Here is a 22,383-nt window from a genome sequence, read left to right on the forward strand (position 1 = left end):
CTATTTTCAATGGCAACCCGCAGCAAAAGCAGCCAGCGCTGGCTCAAGGAACATTTCTCCGACCCCTTCGTGAAGAAGGCGCAGGCCGAAGGCATGCGCTCGCGCGCCGCCTACAAGCTCGAAGAGCTGCTCGAACGTGACCGCTTGCTGAAGCCGCACATGGTCGTGGTCGACCTGGGAGCGGCCCCGGGAGGCTGGTCTCAGCAGGTTCGGAGACAGATTGGCGACACTGGCCGCGTGCTGGCGCTGGACATCCTGGACATGCCGCCGCTGGCCGGCGTGGAGTTCCTTCATGGTGACTTCAGGGAAGAAGCCGTCCTATCTCAGTTTGAAGCCATGCTCGGGGATCAGCCGGTAGACCTTGTGCTGTCGGACATGGCCCCCAATAAGAGTGGTGTGGGCGCGGTCGACCAGCCGCGGATGATGCACCTGGCGGAGCTGGCCCTGGATTTTGCCGACAACCACCTGAAGACCGGTGGGGCATTCCTGATCAAGCTGTTCCAGGGTGAAGGCTTTGACGACTATGTGCGCGAAATGCGCCGCAGGTACGACAAGGTCTCCATCCGCAAGCCGGAGGCCTCGCGCAAGCGCTCTCCCGAGGTGTATGCCTTGGGTCAGGGAAAACGCGCCCACATGAAGTAAGCTCGCAACGTACGCAAGTTCGACCCCAACGCAACGCCAGCACTAAGAGGAACACCGGAGCCAATGAGGATGAACGACTTGACCAAGAACCTCCTGCTATGGGTGGTCGTCGCCGTCGTGCTGATGGTGGTCTTCCAGAGCTTCTCGCCCAAGACCTCCGGGGCCGGGGCGCAGGGTGCGTCGTACTCGCAGTTCCTGGACCAGGTGGACAGCGGCAACGTGCAGAAGGTCGCCTTCGGCGGCGACATGCGCGGCGGCACCAGCCAGCTGACCTACACCACCCGCGGTGGGCAGTCGTCCACCATCACCGCACCGTTCGATCGTGACCTGATCAACGTGCTGCGCACCAAGAACGTGGAGATCGTGCAGGAAGAGCCGTCCAGCGGCATCTCCCTGGGCGCGATCCTGATGAACTTCCTGCCGGTCATCCTGATCATCGGCTTCTGGTTGTTCATCATGCGCCAGATGCAGGGCGGTGGCGGCGGTGCCAAGGGCGCGATGTCCTTCGGCAAGTCGCGCGCCAAGCTGCAGGGCGAAGACCAGATCAAGGTCACCTTCGCCGACGTCGCCGGCTGCGACGAGGCCAAGGAAGAAGTGGGCGAGCTGGTCGACTTCCTGCGCGACCCGTCCAAGTTCACCAAGCTGGGCGGCAAGATTCCGCGCGGCGTGCTGATGGTGGGCCCGCCGGGTACCGGCAAGACGCTGCTGGCCAAGGCCATCGCCGGCGAAGCCAAGGTGCCGTTCTTCTCGATCTCCGGTTCGGACTTCGTGGAAATGTTCGTCGGCGTCGGCGCCAGCCGCGTGCGCGACATGTTCGAGCAGGCCAAGAAGCACGCCCCATGCATCATCTTCATCGACGAAATCGACGCCGTCGGTCGCCACCGTGGTGCCGGCCTGGGCGGCGGTCATGACGAGCGCGAGCAGACCCTGAACCAGCTGCTGGTCGAGATGGACGGCTTCGAGGGTGGCGAGGGTGTGATCGTGATCGCCGCGACCAACCGTCCGGACGTGCTGGACCCGGCGTTGCTGCGTCCGGGCCGTTTCGACCGCCAGGTCGTGGTGGGCCTGCCGGACGTGAAGGGCCGCGAGCACATCCTGAAGGTTCACATGCGCAAGCTGCCGCTGGCCGACGACGTCGAGCCGATGGTGATCGCGCGTGGTACCCCGGGCTTCTCCGGTGCCGATCTGGCCAACCTCTGCAACGAGGCGGCGCTGTTCGCCGCGCGTGGCAACGAGAAGGAAGTCCGCATGGACCACTTCGACCGTGCCCGCGACAAGATCCTGATGGGTGCCGAGCGCCGCTCGATGGCCATGAGCGAGGAGGAGAAGACCCTCACCGCCTACCACGAAGCGGGCCACGCCATCGTCGGCCGCCTGGTGCCCGAGCATGACCCGGTCTACAAGGTCACCATCATTCCGCGCGGTCGTGCGCTGGGTGTGACGATGTACCTGCCGGAAGGCGACAAGTACTCGATGAACCGCGTGGCGATCAAGTCGCAGCTGTGCTCGCTGTACGGTGGCCGCGTGGCCGAGGAACTGATCTTCGGTGCCGACAAGGTCACCACTGGCGCGTCCAACGATATCGAGCGCGCCACCAAGATGGCCCGCAACATGGTCACCAAGTGGGGCCTGTCCGACCAGCTCGGCCCGATCGCCTATGGCGAAGAGGACGACGAGGTGTTCCTGGGCCGCTCGGTCACCCAGCACAAGAGCGTGTCCAACGACACCGCGCGCCGCATCGACGAGGAAGTGCGCAACATCCTCGACGAGGCCTACGCACGCACCACCGAGCTGATGACCGCCAACCTGGACAAGCTGCACGCCATGTCGCAGCTGCTGCTGCAGTACGAGACCATCGACGCGCCGCAGATCGACGCCATCATGGAAGGCCGCGATCCGCCGCCGCCGGCCGGCTGGAACAAGTCGAACAAGGATGGTGGCAACGACAAGGGCGGCGACGCCCGTCCGCTGCCGCCGATCGCAGGCCCGGCCGAATCGCACTGACGGCCCGCTGCACGTGACACCAGACGAGGCCGGGGCAACCCGGCTTCGTCGTTTCCGGGCCATTGGCCCCTTCCGAAGCACGGAACTGACGCTGGAGCCCGCATGTCCGCCCCGAAGCCCGAACCGATTTCCCACACCGTCGAGATGGTCATCGCCACCGTGGTGGGCGTAGGGGTAGGCCTGGGTGCCGACAACCTGCTGCTGGGCTGCGTGGTGGGTATCGCGGTCGGCATCGTGTTGAGCATCGCCAAGACCCTGTACGTGGACCGCAAGCGCCGCCGTCGTTGAGGGGTATCGGCAGGGCTGCGCCCTGCACCTGTGGTAGTGCCGGCCGCTGGCCGGCAACCTCAGCGGCAACAGCAACAGCGGCATTCCGTGGGATGGCGGGGCGGTGTGGGTTGGCAGGACACGCCGTAAACCCCCAGACCGGCCCAGCCGCTGGCGGCTGTGCGTTCGGGCGCTTGCGAAGCAGTGCTTCGCAAGCAAAGCGCCCTCACCCCTGGGGGCTCGATGGCGCCATCCATGGCGCCAACGGTCCTGCCAACCCACACCGCCCCACCTCTGACAGATTCCAGTCGCTGTTGGTAGGTGTCGACCTTGGTCGACACGGTAGATCCACGCGATGCTTGGATGACTTTCCATCTAAATCGAATATCTCGATATCTGTGAGATTTGAGCCGAGCATGGCTCGGCTCTACAGAAGCGCGGGCAGATCGCGGAAATCTGTCGAAGGCGGGGTGGGTCCGGTTGCGGGGGCGTGAGCCGCATGGATGCGGCGACCGAGCTTACATGGACGTACTTGCAGCGGCCCCCGCAACCGGACCCACCCCGCCATTCCCCAGTAAACCCGCTGTTGCTCTGGCCGTTGCTGTCGCTCTGGCCTCTGCGGGTGCAGGGCGCCGCCCTGCCGAACTAAACTACCCGCCGTTGTCCCTGCAGGATTGCCCATGTTCGATACCTCGCCCCAGCTCGATTGCGCCGGCCGCATCCTGCGCCTCGACCGTGCCCGGGTCATGGGCATCGTCAACGTCACCCCGGACTCGTTCTCCGATGGCGGCGCGCACGACACCACCGAGGCTGCGGTCGCACATGGCCTGAAGCTGGTCGAGGAAGGCGCCGATCTGCTCGACGTCGGCGGTGAGTCCACCCGCCCGGGTGCTGCCCCGGTATCGATCGAGGAAGAGCTGCGCCGGGTGATTCCTGTGGTTGAACAGCTGGCCGCCCGCACTGCGGTGCCGATCAGCATCGACACCTTCAAGCCGGAGGTGATGCGCGCGGCGGTGGCCGCCGGTGCCGGCATGATCAATGACATCTTCGGCCTGCGCCAGGAGGGTGCGCTGGACGCCGCCGCTGAAGCCGGCGTGCCGGTGGTGTTGATGCACATGCAGGGGGAACCCGGCCACATGCAGGCTGATCCGCACTACGACGACGTCGTTGCCGAGGTGCACGGGTTCCTCGTGCAGCGCCTGTTCGCTGCGGAAATGGCCGGCATTCCCAAGAAGAACCTGCTGGTCGATCTCGGCTTCGGTTTCGGCAAGACCACCGCGCACAACATGACCCTGCTGGCGCGCTCGGAGCGCTTCCTGGAATTGGCTGTGCCGATGCTGGCCGGGCTGTCGCGCAAGCGCAGTCTCGGTGAACTGACCGGTCGCGACACACCGTCGGAACGGGTGGCGGCTTCGGTGGCTGCGCACCTGATCGCGGTGCAGCGCGGCGCGAGCATCGTGCGCGTGCATGACGTGGCCGCCACTGTCGATGCGCTGAAGATCTGGCAGGCGGTCGACGCCGTGCCGGCACCGCGCGCCGACGCCACGCCGACCCTCCGCTGGCCGGACGAAGACTGATGGGCATCGACCGGCGGCCATTGGCGATCGCCGTGATGGGGCCGACGGCCAGTGGCAAGACGGCCACGGCCATTGCCCTGGCTCGGCAGCTGGATGGCGAGATCGTCAGTGTCGATTCGGCGCTGGTGTACCGGCACCTGGACATCGGTTCGGCCAAGCCCGATGCCGCCGAACGCGCGCAGGCCCCGCATCACCTGCTGGACCTGCGCGAGCCCTGGCAGACCTATTCGGCGGCCGAGTTTGCCGCCGATGCCGGCCGTGTCGTGGCCGATATCGTGGGGCGCGGCAAGATGCCGATCCTGGCTGGTGGCACCGGCCTGTACTTCCGTGCCCTGCTGCAGGGCTTGTCGCCGATGCCCGAAGCCGACCCGGCAATGCGCGAAATGCTCAGTGCCGAAGCGGCCGAGCGTGGCTGGGCGGCGCTGCATGCCGAGCTGGCCAAGGTCGATCCGGCCGCGGCTGCCCGCATCCATGCCACCGACCCGCAACGCATCCAGCGGGCGCTGGAGGTCTATCGCCTGACCGGTACCCCCATCTCGGAATGGCAGCGCCGGCCGGGCGTGGCGCCGCTGCCGGTACGTACCCTCAAGCTGATCCTGGCCCCGCGCGACCGCGCCGTCCTGCACCAGCGCATCGAGGCCCGCTTCGATCTCATGCTGGCACAGGGCTTCCTCGACGAGGTGCGGGCACTGCGCGCGATGCCGGAAATGGCCACGGTGCAGGCGCCCCTGGACCTGCCTGCGGTACGTGCAGTCGGCTACCGCCAGGCCTGGGAATACCTGGACGGGGAGGGGGATGCCGCCCGTTTCCGTGACAAGGCGATCTTCGCCACCCGCCAGCTGGCCAAGCGCCAGCTGACCTGGCTGCGTGGCGAACTTGATGCGCGCTGGTTCGACCCCCATATCGACAACGAGCGCCTGGCCGGCGCGGTGTCGACCTTCGTCGCACGCTGAACCCCCGCCAGCCGTGTAACATCATTGGACGGCGGGCGGCTCGGGGGCCGTGGCAACCGTCGGCAACCCAATAAGAACAATAATCAGGAGTGTGCAATGTCCAAGGGGCAATCGCTGCAGGATCCTTTCTTGAATGCACTGCGGCGCGAACGCGTGCCGGTTTCGGTGTACCTGGTGAACGGCATCAAGCTGCAGGGAACGATCGAGTCGTTCGACCAGTTCGTGGTCCTGCTGCGCAACACGGTCAGCCAGATGGTCTACAAGCACGCCATTTCCACGGTCGTCCCGGCACGCAACGTGAAGGTCGGTCCGGGCGGTGGTTACGTGCAATCGGGTGAAGGTGGTCAGGCAGGTGATGAAGCAGACGAGTAATACCGGAGCGGTGAATGTTTGACCGCTCGAGAAAGGGCGAACACGCCCTGTTGATCCAGCCGCATTTCGGCAAGCTGGAAGACGATGTGCTGGAAGAGTTCGGTGATCTGGCCCGCTCGGCTGGGGCCAGCATCGCCGCGACGATCACCGCGCGCCTGGACCGTCCCAACCCGTCGACCCTGATCGGCAGCGGCAAGCTGGACGAGATCAAGGCGGCGGCCGATGCCAGCGGCGCCGACCTGATCCTGGTCAACCATGCGTTGAGCCCCGGTCAGGAGCGCAACCTGGAACGCTTCCTGGAGCGCCGGGTGATCGACCGTACCGGCCTGATCCTGGACATCTTTGCCCAGCGTGCGCACAGCCACGAAGGCAAGCTGCAGGTCGAGCTGGCGCAGCTGCGCCACCTGGCCACGCGGCTGGTGCGCGGCTGGACCCACCTTGAACGCCAGCGCGGCGGTTCGATCGGCCTGCGTGGTCCGGGTGAAACCCAGCTGGAAACCGACCGGCGCCTGTTGCAGAAGCGGGTCGAGCAGCTGCAGAAGCGCTTGGAGAAGGTGGAAGTGCAGCGCACCCAGATGCGCCGTGCTCGCGTGCGCAGCGAACTGCCGCGCGTGGCCCTGGTGGGCTACACCAACGCCGGCAAGTCGACCCTGTTCAATGCCATGACCGGTGCCGAGGCCTACGCCGCCGACCAGCTGTTTGCCACGCTGGACCCGACCGTGCGCCGCATTGCGGTCCCCGGGGGTAACGTGGTGCTGGCCGATACCGTCGGCTTTGTCCGCGACCTGCCGCATGACCTGGTCGCCGCGTTCCGCTCGACCCTGTCAGAGGCGCGCGAAGCGGACTTCCTGCTGCACGTGGTCGACGCCGCCGATCCGCATCGCGAGGAGCGCATCGCCCAGGTCGACGAGGTGCTGACCGCGGTCGGCGCTGGCGATCTGCCGCAGCTGCTGGTGTTCAACAAGATCGACCGCATCGACGGTGCCGACGTCCGCCACGATGGCCAGGACGGCATTCCTGATGAATCGCGACGCGAGCGGGTATGGATTTCCGCGCGTGACGGGCGGGGCCTGGACCTGCTGCAGGCGGTGCTGGGCAAGCGCCTGGGCCTGCAGCACGTGACCGGTGAACTGCGCCTGCCGCCCGATGCCGGCCGCCTGCGCGCGCGCCTGCACCAGCTGGAAGTGATCCGCAGCGAACAGGCCGATGAAGAGGGCTGGCTGCTGCAGGTTGACCTGCCGATCGCCGAGGCCGAGAAGCTTGCCGCCAGTGCCGACGGCGCGCCGATCCGGGCCCTGTTGCCGGAAAAGCTGCCGGAGTGGTGAGGTAGCGACCAAGGCCCGGTAGTGCCGGCCGCTGGCCGGCAGCGCAACCGTGCCGCCGGCCCGCGACATCGACCTGTCATCTGCGGTACAACGTGCAGGTTCTTCACCCCACCATCATGCCGATGTCCATTCCCACCGACGCCGATCTCAACGCCCAGTCCGCCGCGCTCGGGCAGCGCCTGCAGCAGGCCTCGCTGCAGCTGGTGACCGCTGAGAGCTGCAGCGGTGGCTGGATCGCCAAATGCATGACCGATATCGCCGGGTCGTCGGCGTTCTTCGACTGCGGCATGGTGGTCTACAGCTACGAAGCCAAGCAGCGCCTGCTGGGCGTGCGCGCGCAGACCCTGGAGCAGTTCGGCGCGGTCAGCCGCGAAACCGTGCTGGAAATGGTCTCGGGTGCACTGGTCAATTCCGGTGCCGGCATCGCCGTGGCGGTGACCGGGATCGCCGGCCCCGGCGGCGGCAGCCCGGACAAACCGGTCGGCAGTGTCTGGATCGGCTGGAAGCGCCGTGGCGGCTACGCCCGCGCCGAGCTGTTCCAGTTCGACGGCGACCGCGAAGCCATCCGCCGGCAAACCGTGGCGGCGGCATTGCGCGGCATCGACGCCCAGCTGTGACATGCTGCTCCGGTAATCGTCCGGAGCACGCATGATGTGGGAAACGCTGGGCACGGTCCGTGACCTGGGCCGACTGCAGGAAATTGCCGTTGTCCTGATCCGTTATGGCTTCGGCGACGTGGTGCGGCGCATCGGCCTGGCCACCACGCTTGAACGGGCAGGGCGCCTGCTGCACTGGAACGAGGAGCGGCAGGAACTGCTGCGGATGACCGCGCCGGTGCGCGTGCGCAGCGCGATGCAGGATCTCGGCCCGACCTTCGTCAAGCTCGGCCAGGTGCTGGCGACCCGTGTCGACCTGCTGCCTCCGGAATGGATTGCCGAGCTCTCCGAGCTGCAGAACGCAGTGCCGGCGTTGCCGTACGCGGACATCCGCGAGCAGCTCGAGGCCGACCTTGGCGCGTCGCCGGCGGAGGTATTCGCTTTCCTTGATGAAACCCCGATGGCAGCCGCCTCGCTGGCGCAGGCCCATCGTGCGCGGCTGCATGACGGTCGGGAGGTGGTGCTGAAGGTGCGTCGCCCCGGCATCCGCGATGTGGTCGAGGCCGACCTGCGGCTGCTGGCGCGGCTGGCCGAGATCGTCGAAGCGCGCCTGCCGGACCTGCGCCGCTATCGTCCGGCCGAGGTCGTGCAGCAATTCACCGTGTCACTGCGCCGCGAGCTGGATTTCGCCGCCGAATGCCGCAACGCCGAGCGCATCGCACGTAACTTCAATGGCCGCGACGACATCCTGATTCCTCGCGTGCACTGGCAGTGGACCTGCGAAAGCCTGAACGTGCAGGACTTCGTCGACGGCATTCCCGGACGGGACTTGGCGGGTGTCGACGCGGCTGGCCTGGACCGGCGCGAACTCGCACGGCGCGGCGCCGACATCGTGTTGAAGATGGTGCTGGAGGACGGCAGCTTCCATGCTGATCCCCACCCAGGCAACATCATCTACCTGCGCGATGGCCGCATCGGCGTGATCGATTTCGGCATGGTCGGCGCGCTGTCGGAAGTGCGTCGCTTCCAGGTCGCACAGCTGCTGCACGGGTTGGTCGAGCAGGACCCGCAGAGCGTGGCCGACGTGCTGCTGGACTGGGCCGGTGGTGTGGAAGTGGACGAGAACCGGCTGCAGCACGACATCAGCCAGTTCGTTGACCAGTACCGCGGTGTGCCGTTGAAGGACCTGCGCATCGGGCTGATGCTGGGCGACATCACCCAGTTGCTGCGCAGCTACAGCCTGACCCTGCCGGCCGACCTGGCGCTGATGATCAAGGCGTTCCTGACGCTGGAAGGCATGGGGCGCCAGCTGGACCCGGATTTCGACATGGCCAGCGCCGCGCGCCCGTTCCTGGAGCGGGTGGTGTTGCAGCGCTATGCGCCAAAGGCGCTGCTCAAGCGCGGTCGGCGCAGCCTGCTGGGCCTGGTCGATTTCGCCGGTGAACTGCCGCGTGACCTGCGCAAGCTGGTGCAGGCCGCGCGCCGTGGTCGCCTGCAGCTGAAGGTGGAGACCACGGCGCTGCAGGGTTTCGGCGAACAGGTGAACCGCGCGGCGAACCGGCTGGTGATGGGCATCGTGACCGCCGCCCTGATCATCGGCTCGTCGATCGTGATGCACAGCGTCGGCGGCGTCTCCAGCCGCTGGCTGCTGGCGCTGGGCGTATGCGGCTTCATCGGCGCCGGCTTCTGTGGCGTCTGGATCCTGTTCTCGATATGGAGAAGCGGTAAACACACATGAGTGTGTTTACCGCTGAATCGCGCAGCGATTCCTGTAGAGCCGACCGCTGGTCGGCTGCTTTTGCCTTTACCCGCCGGGCCATGCCCTGCGACGGTTGCCGACCATGCCTCGTCCCCGCAGGTAGGTGTCACCTCCTGTCGCACCCGGCACTTGCAGATCTGAACGTTAGTAGTAATACTACTAACCATGGACCTGACCGACACCCAGCAGGCGATCCTGCAGTTGATCGCCGAGCGTATCGAGAGCGAAGGCGCACCGCCGTCGCAGACTGAAATCGCACGTGCGTTCGGCTTCAAGGGCGTGCGCGCGGCCCAGTACCACCTGGAAGCCCTGGAGCAGGCCGGCGCGATCCGCCGCATCCCAGGCCAGGCCCGCGGGATCCGCCTGGTGCAGGCCCCGCCGGTCGAGAAGCTGGCCGAGCCGGGCTTGCCCGACAGCGTGCTGCGGCTGCCGGTGCTGGGTCGGGTGGCGGCCGGCCTGCCGATCGGTGCCGATATCGGCTCGGACGATTTCGTGGTGCTGGACCGGGTGTTCTTCTCGCCGGCGCCGGACTACCTGCTGAAGGTGCAGGGCGATTCGATGATCGACGAGGGCATCTTCGACGGTGACCTGATCGGCGTGCACCGTACCCGTGACGCCCATTCCGGGCAGATCGTGGTGGCCCGCATCGATGACGAGATCACGGTCAAGCTGCTGAAGATCGCCAAGGACCGCATCCGTCTGCTGCCGCGCAACCCCGACTACAGGCCGATCGAAGTGCTGCCGGATCAGGACTTTGCGATCGAAGGCCTCTATTGCGGCCTGCTGCGACCCAACCGTTGACCCGTTTCGCATTGCATTTCCCCGCGGTCTTTTGTGGCGATTCTCTGGTTCCACTGAGGTTGGTACGGATGTCCGATAATTCTTTTCAGAGCGCCGGGCAGAATCTCAGCCTGTGCGATACGTCCGACTTAAAGTGAGCCCATGGCAAAGAAGACCCCCAAAGACAGCACCTCCAACGACATCACCTCTGCAAGGACCCAACCGATGGACGAGAACAAGAAGCGCGCCCTCGCTGCAGCTCTGGGCCAGATCGAGAAGCAGTTCGGCAAGGGCTCGGTGATGCGCATGGGCGACCGCGTGGTCGAGCCCGTTGAAGCCATCCCGACCGGTTCGCTGATGCTCGACATCGCACTGGGCATTGGTGGCCTGCCGAAGGGCCGTGTCGTTGAGATCTACGGGCCGGAATCCTCGGGCAAGACCACCCTGACCCTGCAGGCCATCGCCGAATGCCAGAAGCTGGGCGGCACGGCGGCCTTCATCGACGCCGAGCATGCACTGGACCCGATCTACGCCGGCAAGCTGGGCGTGAACGTGGATGACCTGCTGCTGTCGCAGCCGGATACCGGTGAGCAGGCGCTGGAAATCGCCGACATGCTGGTCCGTTCGGGCTCGGTGGACATCCTGGTGGTCGACTCGGTCGCCGCGCTGACCCCGAAGGCCGAAATCGAAGGCGAGATGGGCGACCAGCTGCCGGGCCTGCAGGCCCGCCTGATGAGCCAGGCGCTGCGCAAGCTGACCGGCAACATCAAGCGCTCCAATACGCTGGTGATCTTCATCAACCAGTTGCGCATGAAGATCGGCGTGATGATGCCGGGCCAGAGCCCGGAAACCACCACCGGTGGTAACGCGCTGAAGTTCTACGCCTCGGTCCGCCTGGACATCCGCCGCATCGGCGCGATCAAGAAGGGCGACGAGATCATCGGCAACCAGACCAAGATCAAGGTCGTCAAGAACAAGCTGGCACCGCCGTTCAAGCAGGTCATCACCGAGATCCTGTACGGCGAGGGCATCAGCCGCGAAGGCGAACTGATCGACATGGGCGTGGAGGCCAAGCTGGTCGAGAAGGCCGGCGCCTGGTACAGCTACGGTGAGGAGCGCATCGGCCAGGGCAAGGACAACGCCCGCGGTTACCTGCGTGACAACCCGACCGTCGCCGCCAAGCTCGAAGCCGAGCTGCGCGAGAAGTTCCAGCCGACTGAAGCCGTCCGCGAGGAAGGCGACGACGACGGCGACGACGAGTAAGGCTTGCTGTGGGGCAGGGCGGCGCCGTCAGTGACGTCGCCCTGCCTCGCAGGTTCGAATCGCCCAGGGATGGGCAGGGCGCCACGGACGGCGCCACCCTTGGAGCACCGATGTCCGACTCCGACGATATTCCAACCGGCCGCAAGCGCCGGCCACGTGAGCAGACGCCCGTGCAACGCGCGCTGGGCCTGCTGGTCCGCCGCGAGCATTCGCGCAGGGAGCTGACCCGCAAGCTGACCGCCCGTGGCATCGAAGACGAAGCCGCGCAGGCTGCCGTGGCCAAGCTGACCGAGGCGGGCTGGCAGGACGACACCCGTTTTGCCGAGAACCTGGTGCGGATGCGCGCCAACACCGGCTACGGGCCGATCCATGTCCGCGCCGAGCTGGGCACCCATGGGCTGGACAGTGCTGCGATTGCGGCGGCGATGGACAGCTATGAGGGGGACTGGCAGGAAAACGCCCGTGACCTGGTCCGCCGCCGCTTCGGCGAGGCTGGCCCGCAGGACCTGACGCAGCGGCGCAAGGCCGCCGATCTGTTGGCTAGACGTGGCTTTGACGGCGACAGCATCCGCCGCGCGACCCGCTACGACCCGGATGACTGAGACTGGCGGCGCCGGGCCTGATACCCTTTAGGTTTTCGGCGGTCCCTTGCGACCCTGGCCAATGTGGCCGGTGGTCCGGGTCCGCCGGCCCGCAGACTGCCAGCCCCCAATGAACGCATCCGCCAAATTCACGACCTCCCAGATCCGCAGCGATTTCCTTGAATTCTTCAAGGGCAAAGGCCACACCATCGTGCCGTCGGCGCCGCTGGTGCCGGGCAACGATCCGACCCTGCTGTTCACCAACTCCGGCATGGTGCAGTTCAAGGACGTGTTCCTTGGCGCGGAGAAGCGCAGCTACGTGCGCGCGGCCGATGTCCAGCGCTGCCTGCGGGCGGGCGGCAAGCACAACGACCTCGACCAGGTGGGTTACACCGCACGCCACCACACCTTCTTCGAGATGCTGGGCAACTGGTCGTTCGGCGACTACTTCAAGAAGGACGCGATCGCCTGGGCCTGGGAGCTGCTGACCCAGGTCTGGAAGCTGCCGGCCGAGCGCCTGCTGGTCACCGTCTACCAGACCGATGACGAAGCCTACGCGCTGTGGCGCGACATGGTCGGCATTCCGGAAGAGCGCATCGTGCGCATCGGTGACAACAAGGGCGCGCCGTTCGCCTCGGACAACTTCTGGCAGATGGCCGACACGGGTCCGTGCGGCCCGTGCACCGAGATCTTCTACGACCACGGCGACCATATCGCCGGCGGCCCCCCGGGCTCCCCGGATGAGGACGGCGACCGTTTCATCGAGATCTGGAACCTGGTGTTCATGCAGTTCGACCGCCAGCCCGACGGCACCCTGGTGCCGCTGCCGGCGCCGTGCGTGGATACCGGCATGGGCCTGGAGCGCCTGGCGGCGATCCTGCAGCACGTGCATACCAACTATGAGATCGACCTGTTCCAGGCGCTGATCCGCAAGGCGTCGGAGCTGACCGGTACGGCCGACCTGGAGAACAAGTCGCTGCGCGTGATCGCCGATCACATCCGCGCCTGTTCGTTCCTGATCGTCGACGGCGTGCTGCCCTCCAACGAAGGCCGCGGCTACGTGCTGCGCCGTATCATCCGCCGCGCCCTGCGCCACGGCTGGATGCTGGGCGTGCGCCAGCCGTTCTTCAGCAAGCTGGTGCCGACCCTGGTCGAACAGATGGGCGAGGCCTATCCGGAACTGCCGGCGGCAGTGGACACCGTTACCCGTGCGCTGCAGGCCGAGGAAGAGCGTTTCGCTGAAACCCTCGACGCCGGCATGAAGATCTTCGAGGACGTGGCTGGCAAAGCCAGCAATGGCGTGATCCCGGGCGTTGACGCCTTCCGCCTGTACGACACCTACGGTTTCCCGCTCGACCTGACCCAGGACATCGCCCGCGAACGCGACCTGACCGTCGACATCGCCGGCTTCGATGCCGCGATGGAGCAGCAGCGCGAGACCGCGCGTGCGGCCGGCAAGTTCGGCGGCGGCGTGACCCTGCCGGCCGAGCTGGTGGCCACCCTCAGCCCGACCGTGTTCCTGGGCTATGACCGCCTGCAGGCCGATGGCCTGACCGTGCTGGCGCTGCTCAAGGACGGTCGTCCGGTGCAGTCGGTCGATGCCGGTGATGCGGTCATCGTCATCACCAACCAGACCCCGTTCTACGCCGAATCCGGCGGTCAGGTCGGCGACACCGGCGTGCTGACCGGCAACGGTGTGCGCCTGGCGGTGGAAGATACCCAGAAGTTCGCCGGCCAGTTCCATGGCCATGTCGGCACCTTGTCCGAAGGCGGCCTGAAGGTCGGCGACGTGCTGTCCGGCCAGGTTGACGGCGAGCGTCGCGGCGCCACCATCCTCAACCACTCGGCGACCCACCTGCTGCACGCCGCCCTGCGCGAAGTGCTGGGCACCCATGTGCAGCAGAAGGGCTCGCTGGTCGCGCCGGACCGCCTGCGTTTCGACTTCTCGCACTTCCAGCCGATCAGCGCGGAAGAGCTGGCGGTGATCGAGCGCAAGGTCAACCAGCAGGTGCGTGCCAACAACGCCGCCGAAGTGCACACCATGGCCATGCAGGAAGCGCTGGACTTCGGCGCGATGGCCCTGTTCGGCGAGAAGTACGGCGAGCATGTGCGCGTGCTGAAGATGGGTGACTATTCCACCGAGCTGTGCGGCGGTACCCACGTCAACCGTACCGGTGATATCGGCCTGTTCAAGATCACCTCCGAGGGCGGTGTTTCCGCCGGCGTGCGCCGCATCGAGGCGGTCACCGGCCAGGGCGCCCTTGACTATGTGGACGCCGAAGAGGCCCGCCTGGCCGAAGCCGCCGAGCTGCTCGGTGGCAGCGCCGGTGACGTGGTCGAGAAGATCCGCGCCCTCGGCCAGCGCCAGAAGCAGCTGGAGCGCGAGCTGGAAGCCGTGAAGGCCAAGGTCGCGGCCGGTGCCACCGCCGACCTGTCCGGCCAGGCTGTCGAGGTCGCCGGGGTGAAGGTCCTGGCTGCCCGCCTGGAGGGCTTCGACGCCAAGGCCCTGCGTGACGCCATGGATCGCCTGAAGCAGCAGCTGGGTGACGCGGTGATCGTGCTGGCCGGCGCCCAGGACGGCAAAGCGGCCCTGGTTGCGGGTGTGAACGGCAGCGCAATGGGCAAGGTCAAGGCCGGGGAACTGTTGTCCCATATCGCCGGTCAGATCGGGGGCAAGGGCGGCGGACGCCCGGACCTCGCCCAGGGTGGTGGCGAGGACGGGCCCGCCCTTGCCACTGCGCTGGCTGCAGTTGTCGAATGGGTCAGCCCCCGCCTGTGATGAACCCGGCCGTCCCCCTCCTTGTAGGAGCGGGACGGCTGACGGTACCATTGCGAATCTTTTCCCTTTGTCGTGGTAGCGCTTCTTGACGGAGCGTCAAGCCGGTGGGGGATACCCTTCCACACGGTTCCATGGAGACTTGCAAAAATGTTGATCCTGACTCGCCGCGTCGGCGAAACCCTGATGATCGGTGACTCGGTGAGCGTCACCGTGCTTGGCGTCAAGGGTAACCAGGTGCGTATCGGCATCACCGCGCCGAAGGACGTCGCTGTGCATCGCGAAGAGATCTATCAGCGCATCCAGCGCGGTGACGAAGCCGGTGGCGCCGGTAGCGAAAATTCTGCCGAATAACGCTTTACCTTCGCACTCGATTAACGTTATGATTCACGCCCCGCTGAGGTGCAACGCACCAGACGCGGTGAATACCCCGGAGTGATGCCCGAGTGGCCGAAGGGGCTCCCCTGCTAAGGGAGTATAGGGTCAAAAGCTCTATCGAGGGTTCGAATCCCTCTCACTCCGCCAGATACAAAGAAGCGCCTGCAGATCCTCGATCTGCAGGCGTTTTTCTTTGTCCGGTGTTCGAAGGTGCAGCCTGCGCGGGGCTGCCTGTGCTTAGTGATCGCTACGGATGGCAGGTACTGCAGCAGGCGTCGTTGCAGGTGCCGGAGCGGCGGCAGCAGGACGCTGTGGCGGCTCGAGATCACGCGGTGGGGTTTCGCGCCACAACAATGCAAGCGTGCAGTCGTTGGCGCGCTCCCTGCACATTCTTTCGGCCTTGCGCTGCGCGGCGTCCGCAGTCTTCTCACCCAGTGCAAAGCCCAACGCAACCGTGCCCGTCGCGATGGCCGAATAGCCTTCGCTGGTCGTGCTGGCAGACTGGCCACAATTGCGCGATTGCAGCGCGCAGTAGTGCAGCGACTGCTGCATCGCGGTGGTCAGGGAATGCTGGTTCATCGAGTAGCCGTAGCGGCCATCCTTGTCGTAGGTGATCGCAGATGCGGCACCTGCCCCCGAGGTGATGGTCAACAACACCCCAAGGGAAATCACTTGCTTCCAGTTCATGGCCATCTCCTTTTCGACGGATGGTGGATCAACCCGGGTTCGCGACGCAACCCGGCGCGTCGCCGTGCCGGGTGCCTGCAGGTAATCCACCTGCAGGCCGGTTCTCCTTCCGCCGGGGCTCAGAGCCTGACCGTCACACCCACCTGGAAGCCACGCCCCGGCAGCGGGGCGATGTACTTCAACGGCGAGTTGTGCGGGCGCGCTTCCTCGTTGAGCAGGTTGCTGCCGTTGACGAACACTTCCATGCCGGCGATGTAGCTGTTGCGCACCGGCAGTTCGCGGCTGACCTGCAGGTCGACCAGGTTGAACGCGTCCAGCGGAATCTCCTCGCTGACATTGCGACCGAGATACTTCTGCGTGCCGTAGTAGGTACTGGACAGCTGCGCCTTCCAGCCCTGGCGTTGCCATTGCAGGTTGGCGCCGTAGCGGTTGGTCGGCATGTTCGGCAGGTACTCGCCATCATTGTGGGCGCGCAGTGCGTCCGGGTGGTCGGCCTTGTTCTTCACCAGGTCGGCAAAGGCCGAGATGTTCAACGTGCCATAGCGGCCGAGATCCAGCGCCTGTGAAGCGTCGATCTCGAAGCCCTTCACCGTGGTGTCGGTCTGCTTCCAGTACTTCAGCGGCAGGCGGTTGGCGGTCTGCAGGCCGGAGTAGCCAAGGTAGAGGTAGTTCTCGTACTTCATCCGGTAGGCGGTGGCCGACAGCTCGAAGCCACCGAGGTGGAACAGGCCGGTCAGCTCCAGGTTCTTTGCACGCTCCGGCTGCAGGTTCTGGTTGCCTTCCTCCTGGGTCATCACCGAATAGTGCGCGTTGCTGGCATACAGCTCGTTGATCTCCGGTGCGCGCTGCGAGGACGAGTAGCGCACCTTGGCGGCAAACAAGGGACCGAGCTCGACGTACGAGCCGAGGCTGTAGCTGTTGAGCCGGTAGTCGCGGTCCTGCAGTTTCGTGTTGGCGGCATTGCGCGCGGTCTTGAAGCGGCTGGGCTGCAGCGTGTGGTCGACACGCTCATGACGGACGCCGGCATCGAAGGTGGCCCAGCCGAAGTCCAGCGTCTCTTTCAGGAACACCGCATTGCTGCGGGTATCGACATCGGGCAGGTAGCGCAGCGAGCCGCTGCCGGTGACATCTCGCGACTGGCGGCTGAGGCCGAGCATGCCGCTGAGCGGGCCGACGCGCTGGTGGCTGAGCAGCAGCTCGGCCTGGACGCTTTCGAAGTCGTAGTCGTTGGCCTTGGATGCGCCGAGTCGTTCGCCCGAGGTGTTGTCCAGCTTGGAGACACGCAGTTCGGCACGCTCGAAGTAGGGCAGCGGATCGCGCAGCAGCGCTTCCAGCGCGTAGCGCTGCTGCTTGATCACCACGCCCACCGGCAGGCCATCGGCGTAGTTCGAGCCGAATGACAGGTTCTGCATGGAGAAGCCGGGCACGCCGTATTCGCTGTCCTTGGCATCGATGCTGACACCGACGTAGCCGCGGTCGAAGAACAAGGTCGAGCCGGCGGCCACCTGCGAATTGCGCGAGTAGCTGTTGCCCAACCGGTGGTGATAGTCGGGAGTCACGTCATTGTTGATCTGCTTCTGCACGTACGAGGGCGTGCCGGGCACATAGGCCGGGTTGACCGGGTTGATGTAGGTGCGGCGCTGCCAGACCGAGGTCGGGTTGTTGGTATAGAAGGAGAAGTCACCGTCGGCCCAGTCCGGGTTCTCGGTCATGAACTGGTCGATATAGGGCTGCGAGGCCTTGTTGTAGATCTGCTGGACGCGTGCCTCCTTCTGGCAGCTGTCGGCCAGCGCCGAGTTGACGCCGCCGGTGGCGGGGAACAGGCGGGTGTTGCAGACGCTGGCCTTGCTGTTGCCGGGGATGTCGTAGTGGGAAATGCGCTGGCGCGATACCTGCAGGTTGGTGGAGATGTTGCGCTGGTTGTTGAAGTTCATGCGGAAGCCCTGCGCGTCGGCGGCGTTGAAGCCCTTGCGCAGGACCAGTTCCATCGACTGGTCCTTGTCTTCCATGCTGCGCGAGATCAGGCCCGAGTCGACCTCCACGCTGCCGCCGATCGCGTTGCCGCCATAGCGCACCGTGTCGGAGGACTTGTTGACGGTGACACTGCGCACGAACAGTGGGTCGAAGGGAATGTTGATGTCACCGCTGATCGCATTCATGCCAAGGATGGACTGGCCATCCTGCAGGATCTGAACCCGGTTGCCGCTGAGACTGCGGATGACCGGGGCGCCCGCGTTCGGCCCGAACGCACTGTTCTGCACGCCGGAGACATGCTCGAGCAGGCCGCCCAGGGTGCGGTTCTGCGCCTGTGGATTGTCGACGGTGACGCGGCTGTCGATGCGCGAGGGCTTCGAGGCCTCGACCTGAAGCGTGGGAAGGGTGGGTTCGTCCGCCGCGTGGGCGGTGTGGACGGCGAACAGAATGGCGGCAGCAAGCAGATGGCGACGCATGACACGCTCCGTGAAAATAGTGTGAAATGTTATAACGTAACTCTTTGTATCGACAAGGGACGAATGGGCCTTGCCAGCCGGACTGGAGATGAGAGTGGTTCTCATATGAGAATGACCGACGTCCGCTCCTCCGCCGGTGATTCCATGCACGCCCTCACCCTTGCCGACCTGGACCACCTGGGCCGCCGCAGCGGCTTCCGCTACCGACTGCCGGAACCGCCTGCCGTTGCTGGCGAATCCTGCGTGGTCGAGGGCAGGGTGGAGCAGCGCTGCCTGCGCCCGGGCTTGACCCTGGCCCTGTCGGACGTGGTTGCGCACCAGGCCTTCGAGGCGACCTCGGAGGCGCCGCCGGCCTTCTCGGCCATCGTGATGCTGGAGGGACGCGCCGGAGCGAGGCTGTCAGGGCAGGCGCAGATCGGCATGCACCCGGGCGCGGGCGCGAGGATACTGGCCGGTGCGGCGCCGATGACCGCGATCCACCCTGCGGGGCAGCGCATGCGCAGCCTGAATGTCTCGCTGGATGCATCGGCGCCGCTGGATGAGCCGGTGATCAACGAACTGCTGTCCGCGCACCGCTCCGACGGCCGGCCGTTGCACAGCTGGCAGGTACCCGCGCATCTCGGGCACGCGGCCGACCAGTTGCTGTCGGGTGTATGGGACGGCGCGATGCATGCGCTGCTGTGCGAGGGCGTGGGCCTGCAGATGCTGGCACTGTCCCTGGGGGCGCCTGCACGCGATGCCGTAGTGGAGCTGCGCGTGTCCGCGCGCGATCGCCGCATGCTGCAGCGGGTGATCGATTGCCTGCAGGCAGCGCCGGCCGCCGATCACAGCCTGGACGATCTGGCGCGCGTGGCCTGCATGAGCCCCAGCAGCCTGCGCCTGAAGTTCCTGCAGGTGTATCGATGCTCGGTATTTGCCTGGCTGCGCGAGCATCGGTTGCAGCGGGCCTGCGAGCAGCTCCGGCAGGGCTGCAGCGTGCAGCAGGCCGCGCATTTCGCCGGCTACCGGCATGCCACCAATTTCGCGACCGCGTTCCGTGCGCGCTATGGCATCGCACCGAGCCGGTTCCGCTGACACTCGATCATCGTCGGCAGCGCGCAAATACCTGCTGCGTCCGCGCATACGTGCGCTCACGTACAAATGACAATAATTCTCATCCAGCCTTTCCTTTCCGCTGGACCTCCCATGCCTGCCTGTTTCCGCCCGTGTGCCCTGGCAACCGCCATCGGCACGACCCTGGCGCTGTTCAATGCTGCCCATGCCGCCGAACGCGCACCTGCCGCCACAGCCTCGCAACTGCCCACCGTGCAGGTCACCGCCGATTTCGACGGCAGTACCGAATCGTATCGCTCCTACACCACCGATTCCATGGGCACGGCGACCGGCCTGTCGCTGACCTCGCGGCAGACACCGCAGTCGGTCAGCGTCGTCACCCACCAGCAGATCGAGGACCGCGCGCTGCTGAGTACGGCCGATGCGCTGGCCACCGCGCCAGGCATCTCGGTCACGCGCAGCGATGCCAACCGCTATTCGTTCTCGGCGCGCGGGTTCGAGATCGACAACTACCAGTTCGATGGCGTGGTGATGCCGGTGCTGTCGCCATGGAATTTCGGTGAGAACAACCTGGACATGGTGGTGTATGACCGCATCGAGATCGTGCGTGGTGCCAACGGCCTGATGACCGGTGCCGGCAATCCTTCGGCAGCGGTGAACTACGTGCGCAAGCGACCGTTGCGCGAGTTCGCTGCCAGTGCTGGCATCGGCCTCGGTAGCTGGGACGCACGGCGCGCGTGGGCGGATGTGTCCAGCCCGTTGAGCAGGGAAGGCCGCGTACGCGGTCGCTTGGTGGCAGCCAAAGCAGAGGCCGACAGCTACACCGCCGGCCTGGACAGCACCGCGAAGACGCTCTACGGCGTGGTCAGCGTGGATCTGGGCGAGGACACCGGGTTGATCGCCGGCATCTCCTACCAGGGCAATGACAACCGTGGCTTTGGCAGTGGCTTCGCGCTGTTCAACGCCGATGGCACGCGCACCGCCTTCGATCGCTCGGTATCGGCCACGGCCCCGTGGGCACGGATGCGCACCGATACCCGCAACGGCTTCTTCGATTTCAACCACCGCTTCGGTAACGACTGGCAGGCGCGGGTGTCCTACAGCCGTTCGCATACCGACATGGAGATGAAGCACCTCTATCGAGGCGGCTATCCCGATCCGGTCACCGGCGCCATGCCCAATGGCAACAGCTTCACCCGCTACGATGGACCGGTGCGGCGCGAGGCACTCACTGCCAGCCTGTCGGGCCCGTTCCAGCTGTTTGGTCGCCAGCACACGGCGTCGATCGGCTGGTCGCGGTCGCGCGACGAGATCGCGCTGGGGCAGTACCGCGCGCTGGCGCCGCTGCCTCCGTTGGCTGGCTATTTCGATTGGCATGGGCCGGGGACGCCGGAGCCGGTGTGGGCCAGCAGCAAGACCCAGGCCGATGATCTGGACAACCATCAGAGCGGCGCCTATGCAGTGGCGCGGCTGTCGCTGGCTGACCCGCTGCATGTGATTCTCGGTGCTCGCCTGAGCAGCTGGGAGACGGACCAGGTCTACTTCGGCAGCAAGCGCACGTACCGCTATCGCAACGAGTTCGTGCCGTATGCCGGCTTGGTCTGGGACCTCAATGGCTACAGCAGCGTCTACGCCAGCTACACCGGCATCTTCAAGCCGCAGAACAACCGCGATGCATCCGGGCAGATCCTCGACCCGGTCAGCGGCCGCAGCTATGAGCTGGGCCTCAAGGGCAGCTGGCTGCAGGAGCGCTTGAATGCTTCAGCCGCGCTGTTCCGTACCCGGCAGGACAACCTGGCCGAAGCGACCGGCGGGCTGGTCGAGGGCAGTACGCAGGCCGCGTACCGCGCAGTGAAGGGTGCAACGGTGGATGGACTGGAACTGGAACTGGCCGGTGAGCCATTGCCGGGCTGGAGCCTGGGCACCAGCTTCACCACGTTCATCGCGCAGGACGCGCAGGGCAGGGCCATCAATACCGCCAAGCCACGCAGCCTGTTCAAGCTGTTCACTACCTGGCGCCTGCCCGGTACCTGGGACCGGCTGACCCTTGGTGGTGGCGTGGACTGGCAGAACCGCATGTACCAGACCGCCACGGCACCCGGAAACCGCCGGGTGCCGGTGGAGCAGCCCGGCTATGCGCTGGTCAACCTGATGGCGCGCTACCAGTTCAGTTCCAACCTGTCCGCGGCGGTCAACATCAACAACCTGTTCGACCGCCACTACTACTCGCAGATCGGCTTCTACAACCAGGGCTGGTACGGCGCGCCGCGAAACGTGATGTTCACCGTGAAGGTCGGCTATTAAGGCGCGACGTTGCCCTGTGTTCAGCGCTTCGGCTTGTACCCGGCACGGGTGACGGGCACGATCCGAAGCGCTGCGCCCCACAATGTCCTACGCAGAACCTTCTTCACTCGAACGGAGCATCGTATGAAGCTGTTGTCCGCTGTGTTGTTGTCCGCCCTGTCACTGCCGGCCGCGTCGGCGCTGGCGATGGAGGCCTCACCCTCACCGCTGCTGGGGCGCTGGTCGCTGGATATCACCACCTCGGCGCTGCCCGAAGCGCAGCGCCCGAAGCAGGTGGTGCTGGAGTTCAAGGACGCCGGCAGCGGCCGTTGGAGTTCGCATGTGGATATCGTCCTGCATGACGGCAAGACCATGAAGTCCGATGGCACGCTGGCCCTGGATGGCACGCCGGGCGCCTTGTCCGGCACCTATGGCGCGGACAAGGCCAACCTGAAGCTGCCGGCGCCGAACACGCTGGTGATGCAGCTGGTGGACCATGGCACGCCCGCCTCGACCCGCATCTATACCGTGGCCGATGACCGCGCGACGATGACCGAGACCAAGGCGTTCTACGGCCATGACGGTACGCCGATCCTGCAGACCAACCTGTTCAAGCGGCTGCCGTAGCGGCACTGCG

General features: G+C 65.9%; 19 protein-coding genes and 1 tRNA gene. 18 read left to right on the forward strand and 2 right to left on the reverse strand.

Going from position 1 to position 22,383, the window contains the following annotated elements:
• Window positions 1-9 precede the first annotated feature (9 nt).
• The 15 genes from rlmE (at window position 10) to AC5P7U_RS15200 (ending at window position 15,420) form a co-directional block, all read left to right on the forward strand.
• Window positions 10-642 carry a 23S rRNA (uridine(2552)-2'-O)-methyltransferase RlmE gene (rlmE, locus tag AC5P7U_RS15130; RefSeq protein ID WP_006431652.1) on the forward strand — a complete coding sequence of 211 codons (633 nt, stop codon included), beginning with the start codon at window positions 10-12 and terminating at the stop codon, window positions 640-642.
• A 69-nt stretch (window positions 643-711) separates the two neighbouring features.
• Window positions 712-2,646 carry an ATP-dependent zinc metalloprotease FtsH gene (gene ftsH, locus AC5P7U_RS15135; RefSeq protein WP_014036751.1) on the forward strand — a complete coding sequence of 645 codons (1,935 nt, stop codon included), beginning with the start codon at window positions 712-714 and terminating at the stop codon, window positions 2,644-2,646.
• A 102-nt stretch (window positions 2,647-2,748) separates the two neighbouring features.
• On the forward strand, window positions 2,749-2,934 hold the full coding sequence (locus AC5P7U_RS15140; RefSeq protein WP_008265807.1) for a hypothetical protein: 186 nt from the start codon (window positions 2,749-2,751) through the stop codon (window positions 2,932-2,934).
• Between the two features lie 659 nt (window positions 2,935-3,593).
• Window positions 3,594-4,490, forward strand: coding sequence for a dihydropteroate synthase (gene folP / locus AC5P7U_RS15145; protein WP_197563966.1), 897 nt, complete (start codon window positions 3,594-3,596; stop codon window positions 4,488-4,490).
• Entirely contained in the window at window positions 4,490-5,443 is a 954-nt protein-coding gene (miaA, locus tag AC5P7U_RS15150; protein WP_197563965.1) for a tRNA (adenosine(37)-N6)-dimethylallyltransferase MiaA, read from the forward strand. The genes folP and miaA overlap by 1 nt, the downstream gene beginning before the upstream one ends.
• Before the next feature lie 96 nt (window positions 5,444-5,539).
• A complete protein-coding gene (hfq, locus tag AC5P7U_RS15155) occupies window positions 5,540-5,815 on the forward strand; it encodes an RNA chaperone Hfq (protein ID WP_004152891.1) in 276 nt (91 codons plus the stop codon).
• A 14-nt stretch (window positions 5,816-5,829) separates the two neighbouring features.
• Window positions 5,830-7,140: a ribosome rescue GTPase HflX gene (gene hflX / locus AC5P7U_RS15160; RefSeq protein WP_006431806.1), complete on the forward strand. Its 1,311-nt coding sequence runs from the start codon at window positions 5,830-5,832 to the stop codon at window positions 7,138-7,140.
• 122 nt (window positions 7,141-7,262) lie between these two features.
• Window positions 7,263-7,757 carry a CinA family protein gene (locus AC5P7U_RS15165; RefSeq protein WP_005409020.1) on the forward strand — a complete coding sequence of 165 codons (495 nt, stop codon included), beginning with the start codon at window positions 7,263-7,265 and terminating at the stop codon, window positions 7,755-7,757.
• A gap of 34 nt (window positions 7,758-7,791) precedes the next feature.
• Window positions 7,792-9,474, forward strand: a complete 1,683-nt coding sequence (gene ubiB / locus AC5P7U_RS15170; protein WP_049457871.1) for a 2-polyprenylphenol 6-hydroxylase — start codon at window positions 7,792-7,794, stop codon at window positions 9,472-9,474.
• Between the two features lie 186 nt (window positions 9,475-9,660).
• Entirely contained in the window at window positions 9,661-10,296 is a 636-nt protein-coding gene (lexA, locus tag AC5P7U_RS15175) for a transcriptional repressor LexA (protein ID WP_008267755.1), read from the forward strand.
• Between the two features lie 204 nt (window positions 10,297-10,500).
• On the forward strand, window positions 10,501-11,538 hold the full coding sequence (recA, locus tag AC5P7U_RS15180; RefSeq protein ID WP_197563967.1) for a recombinase RecA: 1,038 nt from the start codon (window positions 10,501-10,503) through the stop codon (window positions 11,536-11,538).
• Between the two features lie 110 nt (window positions 11,539-11,648).
• The gene (gene recX / locus AC5P7U_RS15185; RefSeq protein WP_006431910.1) at window positions 11,649-12,140 is read left to right on the forward strand and encodes a recombination regulator RecX; all 492 of its coding nucleotides are present in this window, start codon (window positions 11,649-11,651) and stop codon (window positions 12,138-12,140) included.
• Window positions 12,141-12,249: 109 nt separating this feature from the next.
• Window positions 12,250-14,898 (forward strand): alanine--tRNA ligase, encoded by a 2,649-nt coding sequence (gene alaS, locus AC5P7U_RS15190; protein WP_197563964.1) that lies wholly within the window; start codon window positions 12,250-12,252, stop codon window positions 14,896-14,898.
• Between the two features lie 147 nt (window positions 14,899-15,045).
• Window positions 15,046-15,249: a carbon storage regulator CsrA gene (gene csrA / locus AC5P7U_RS15195; protein WP_006432031.1), complete on the forward strand. Its 204-nt coding sequence runs from the start codon at window positions 15,046-15,048 to the stop codon at window positions 15,247-15,249.
• 78 nt (window positions 15,250-15,327) lie between these two features.
• Window positions 15,328-15,420: transfer RNA gene (locus AC5P7U_RS15200), tRNA-Ser, on the forward strand.
• A 90-nt stretch (window positions 15,421-15,510) separates the two neighbouring features.
• Here AC5P7U_RS15200 and AC5P7U_RS15205 read toward each other — a convergent pair.
• Both AC5P7U_RS15205 and AC5P7U_RS15210 read right to left on the reverse strand, forming a co-directional pair.
• Window positions 15,511-16,050 (reverse strand): DUF4189 domain-containing protein, encoded by a 540-nt coding sequence (locus AC5P7U_RS15205; RefSeq protein WP_414555013.1) that lies wholly within the window; start codon window positions 16,048-16,050, stop codon window positions 15,511-15,513.
• Between the two features lie 29 nt (window positions 16,051-16,079).
• Window positions 16,080-18,410, reverse strand: coding sequence for a TonB-dependent receptor (locus AC5P7U_RS15210; protein WP_197563963.1), 2,331 nt, complete (start codon window positions 18,408-18,410; stop codon window positions 16,080-16,082).
• Window positions 18,411-18,554: 144 nt separating this feature from the next.
• On the opposite strand from AC5P7U_RS15210, the gene AC5P7U_RS15215 reads away from it, so the two are divergent.
• The 3 genes from AC5P7U_RS15215 to AC5P7U_RS15225 all read left to right on the forward strand — a co-directional run bounded on the left by AC5P7U_RS15215 (window position 18,555) and on the right by AC5P7U_RS15225 (window position 22,373).
• Window positions 18,555-19,484 carry a helix-turn-helix transcriptional regulator gene (locus tag AC5P7U_RS15215; RefSeq protein ID WP_197563962.1) on the forward strand — a complete coding sequence of 310 codons (930 nt, stop codon included), beginning with the start codon at window positions 18,555-18,557 and terminating at the stop codon, window positions 19,482-19,484.
• Between the two features lie 111 nt (window positions 19,485-19,595).
• Window positions 19,596-21,767, forward strand: a complete 2,172-nt coding sequence (gene fauA, locus AC5P7U_RS15220; RefSeq protein WP_197563961.1) for a TonB-dependent alcaligin siderophore receptor FauA — start codon at window positions 19,596-19,598, stop codon at window positions 21,765-21,767.
• Between the two features lie 123 nt (window positions 21,768-21,890).
• The gene (locus AC5P7U_RS15225) at window positions 21,891-22,373 is read left to right on the forward strand and encodes a LuxR family transcriptional regulator (RefSeq protein WP_164242185.1); all 483 of its coding nucleotides are present in this window, start codon (window positions 21,891-21,893) and stop codon (window positions 22,371-22,373) included.
• The last annotated feature ends 10 nt before the right edge of the window (window positions 22,374-22,383 follow it).

The sequence above is a fragment of the Stenotrophomonas sp. YJH_SMC_57 genome (assembly GCF_059369755.1).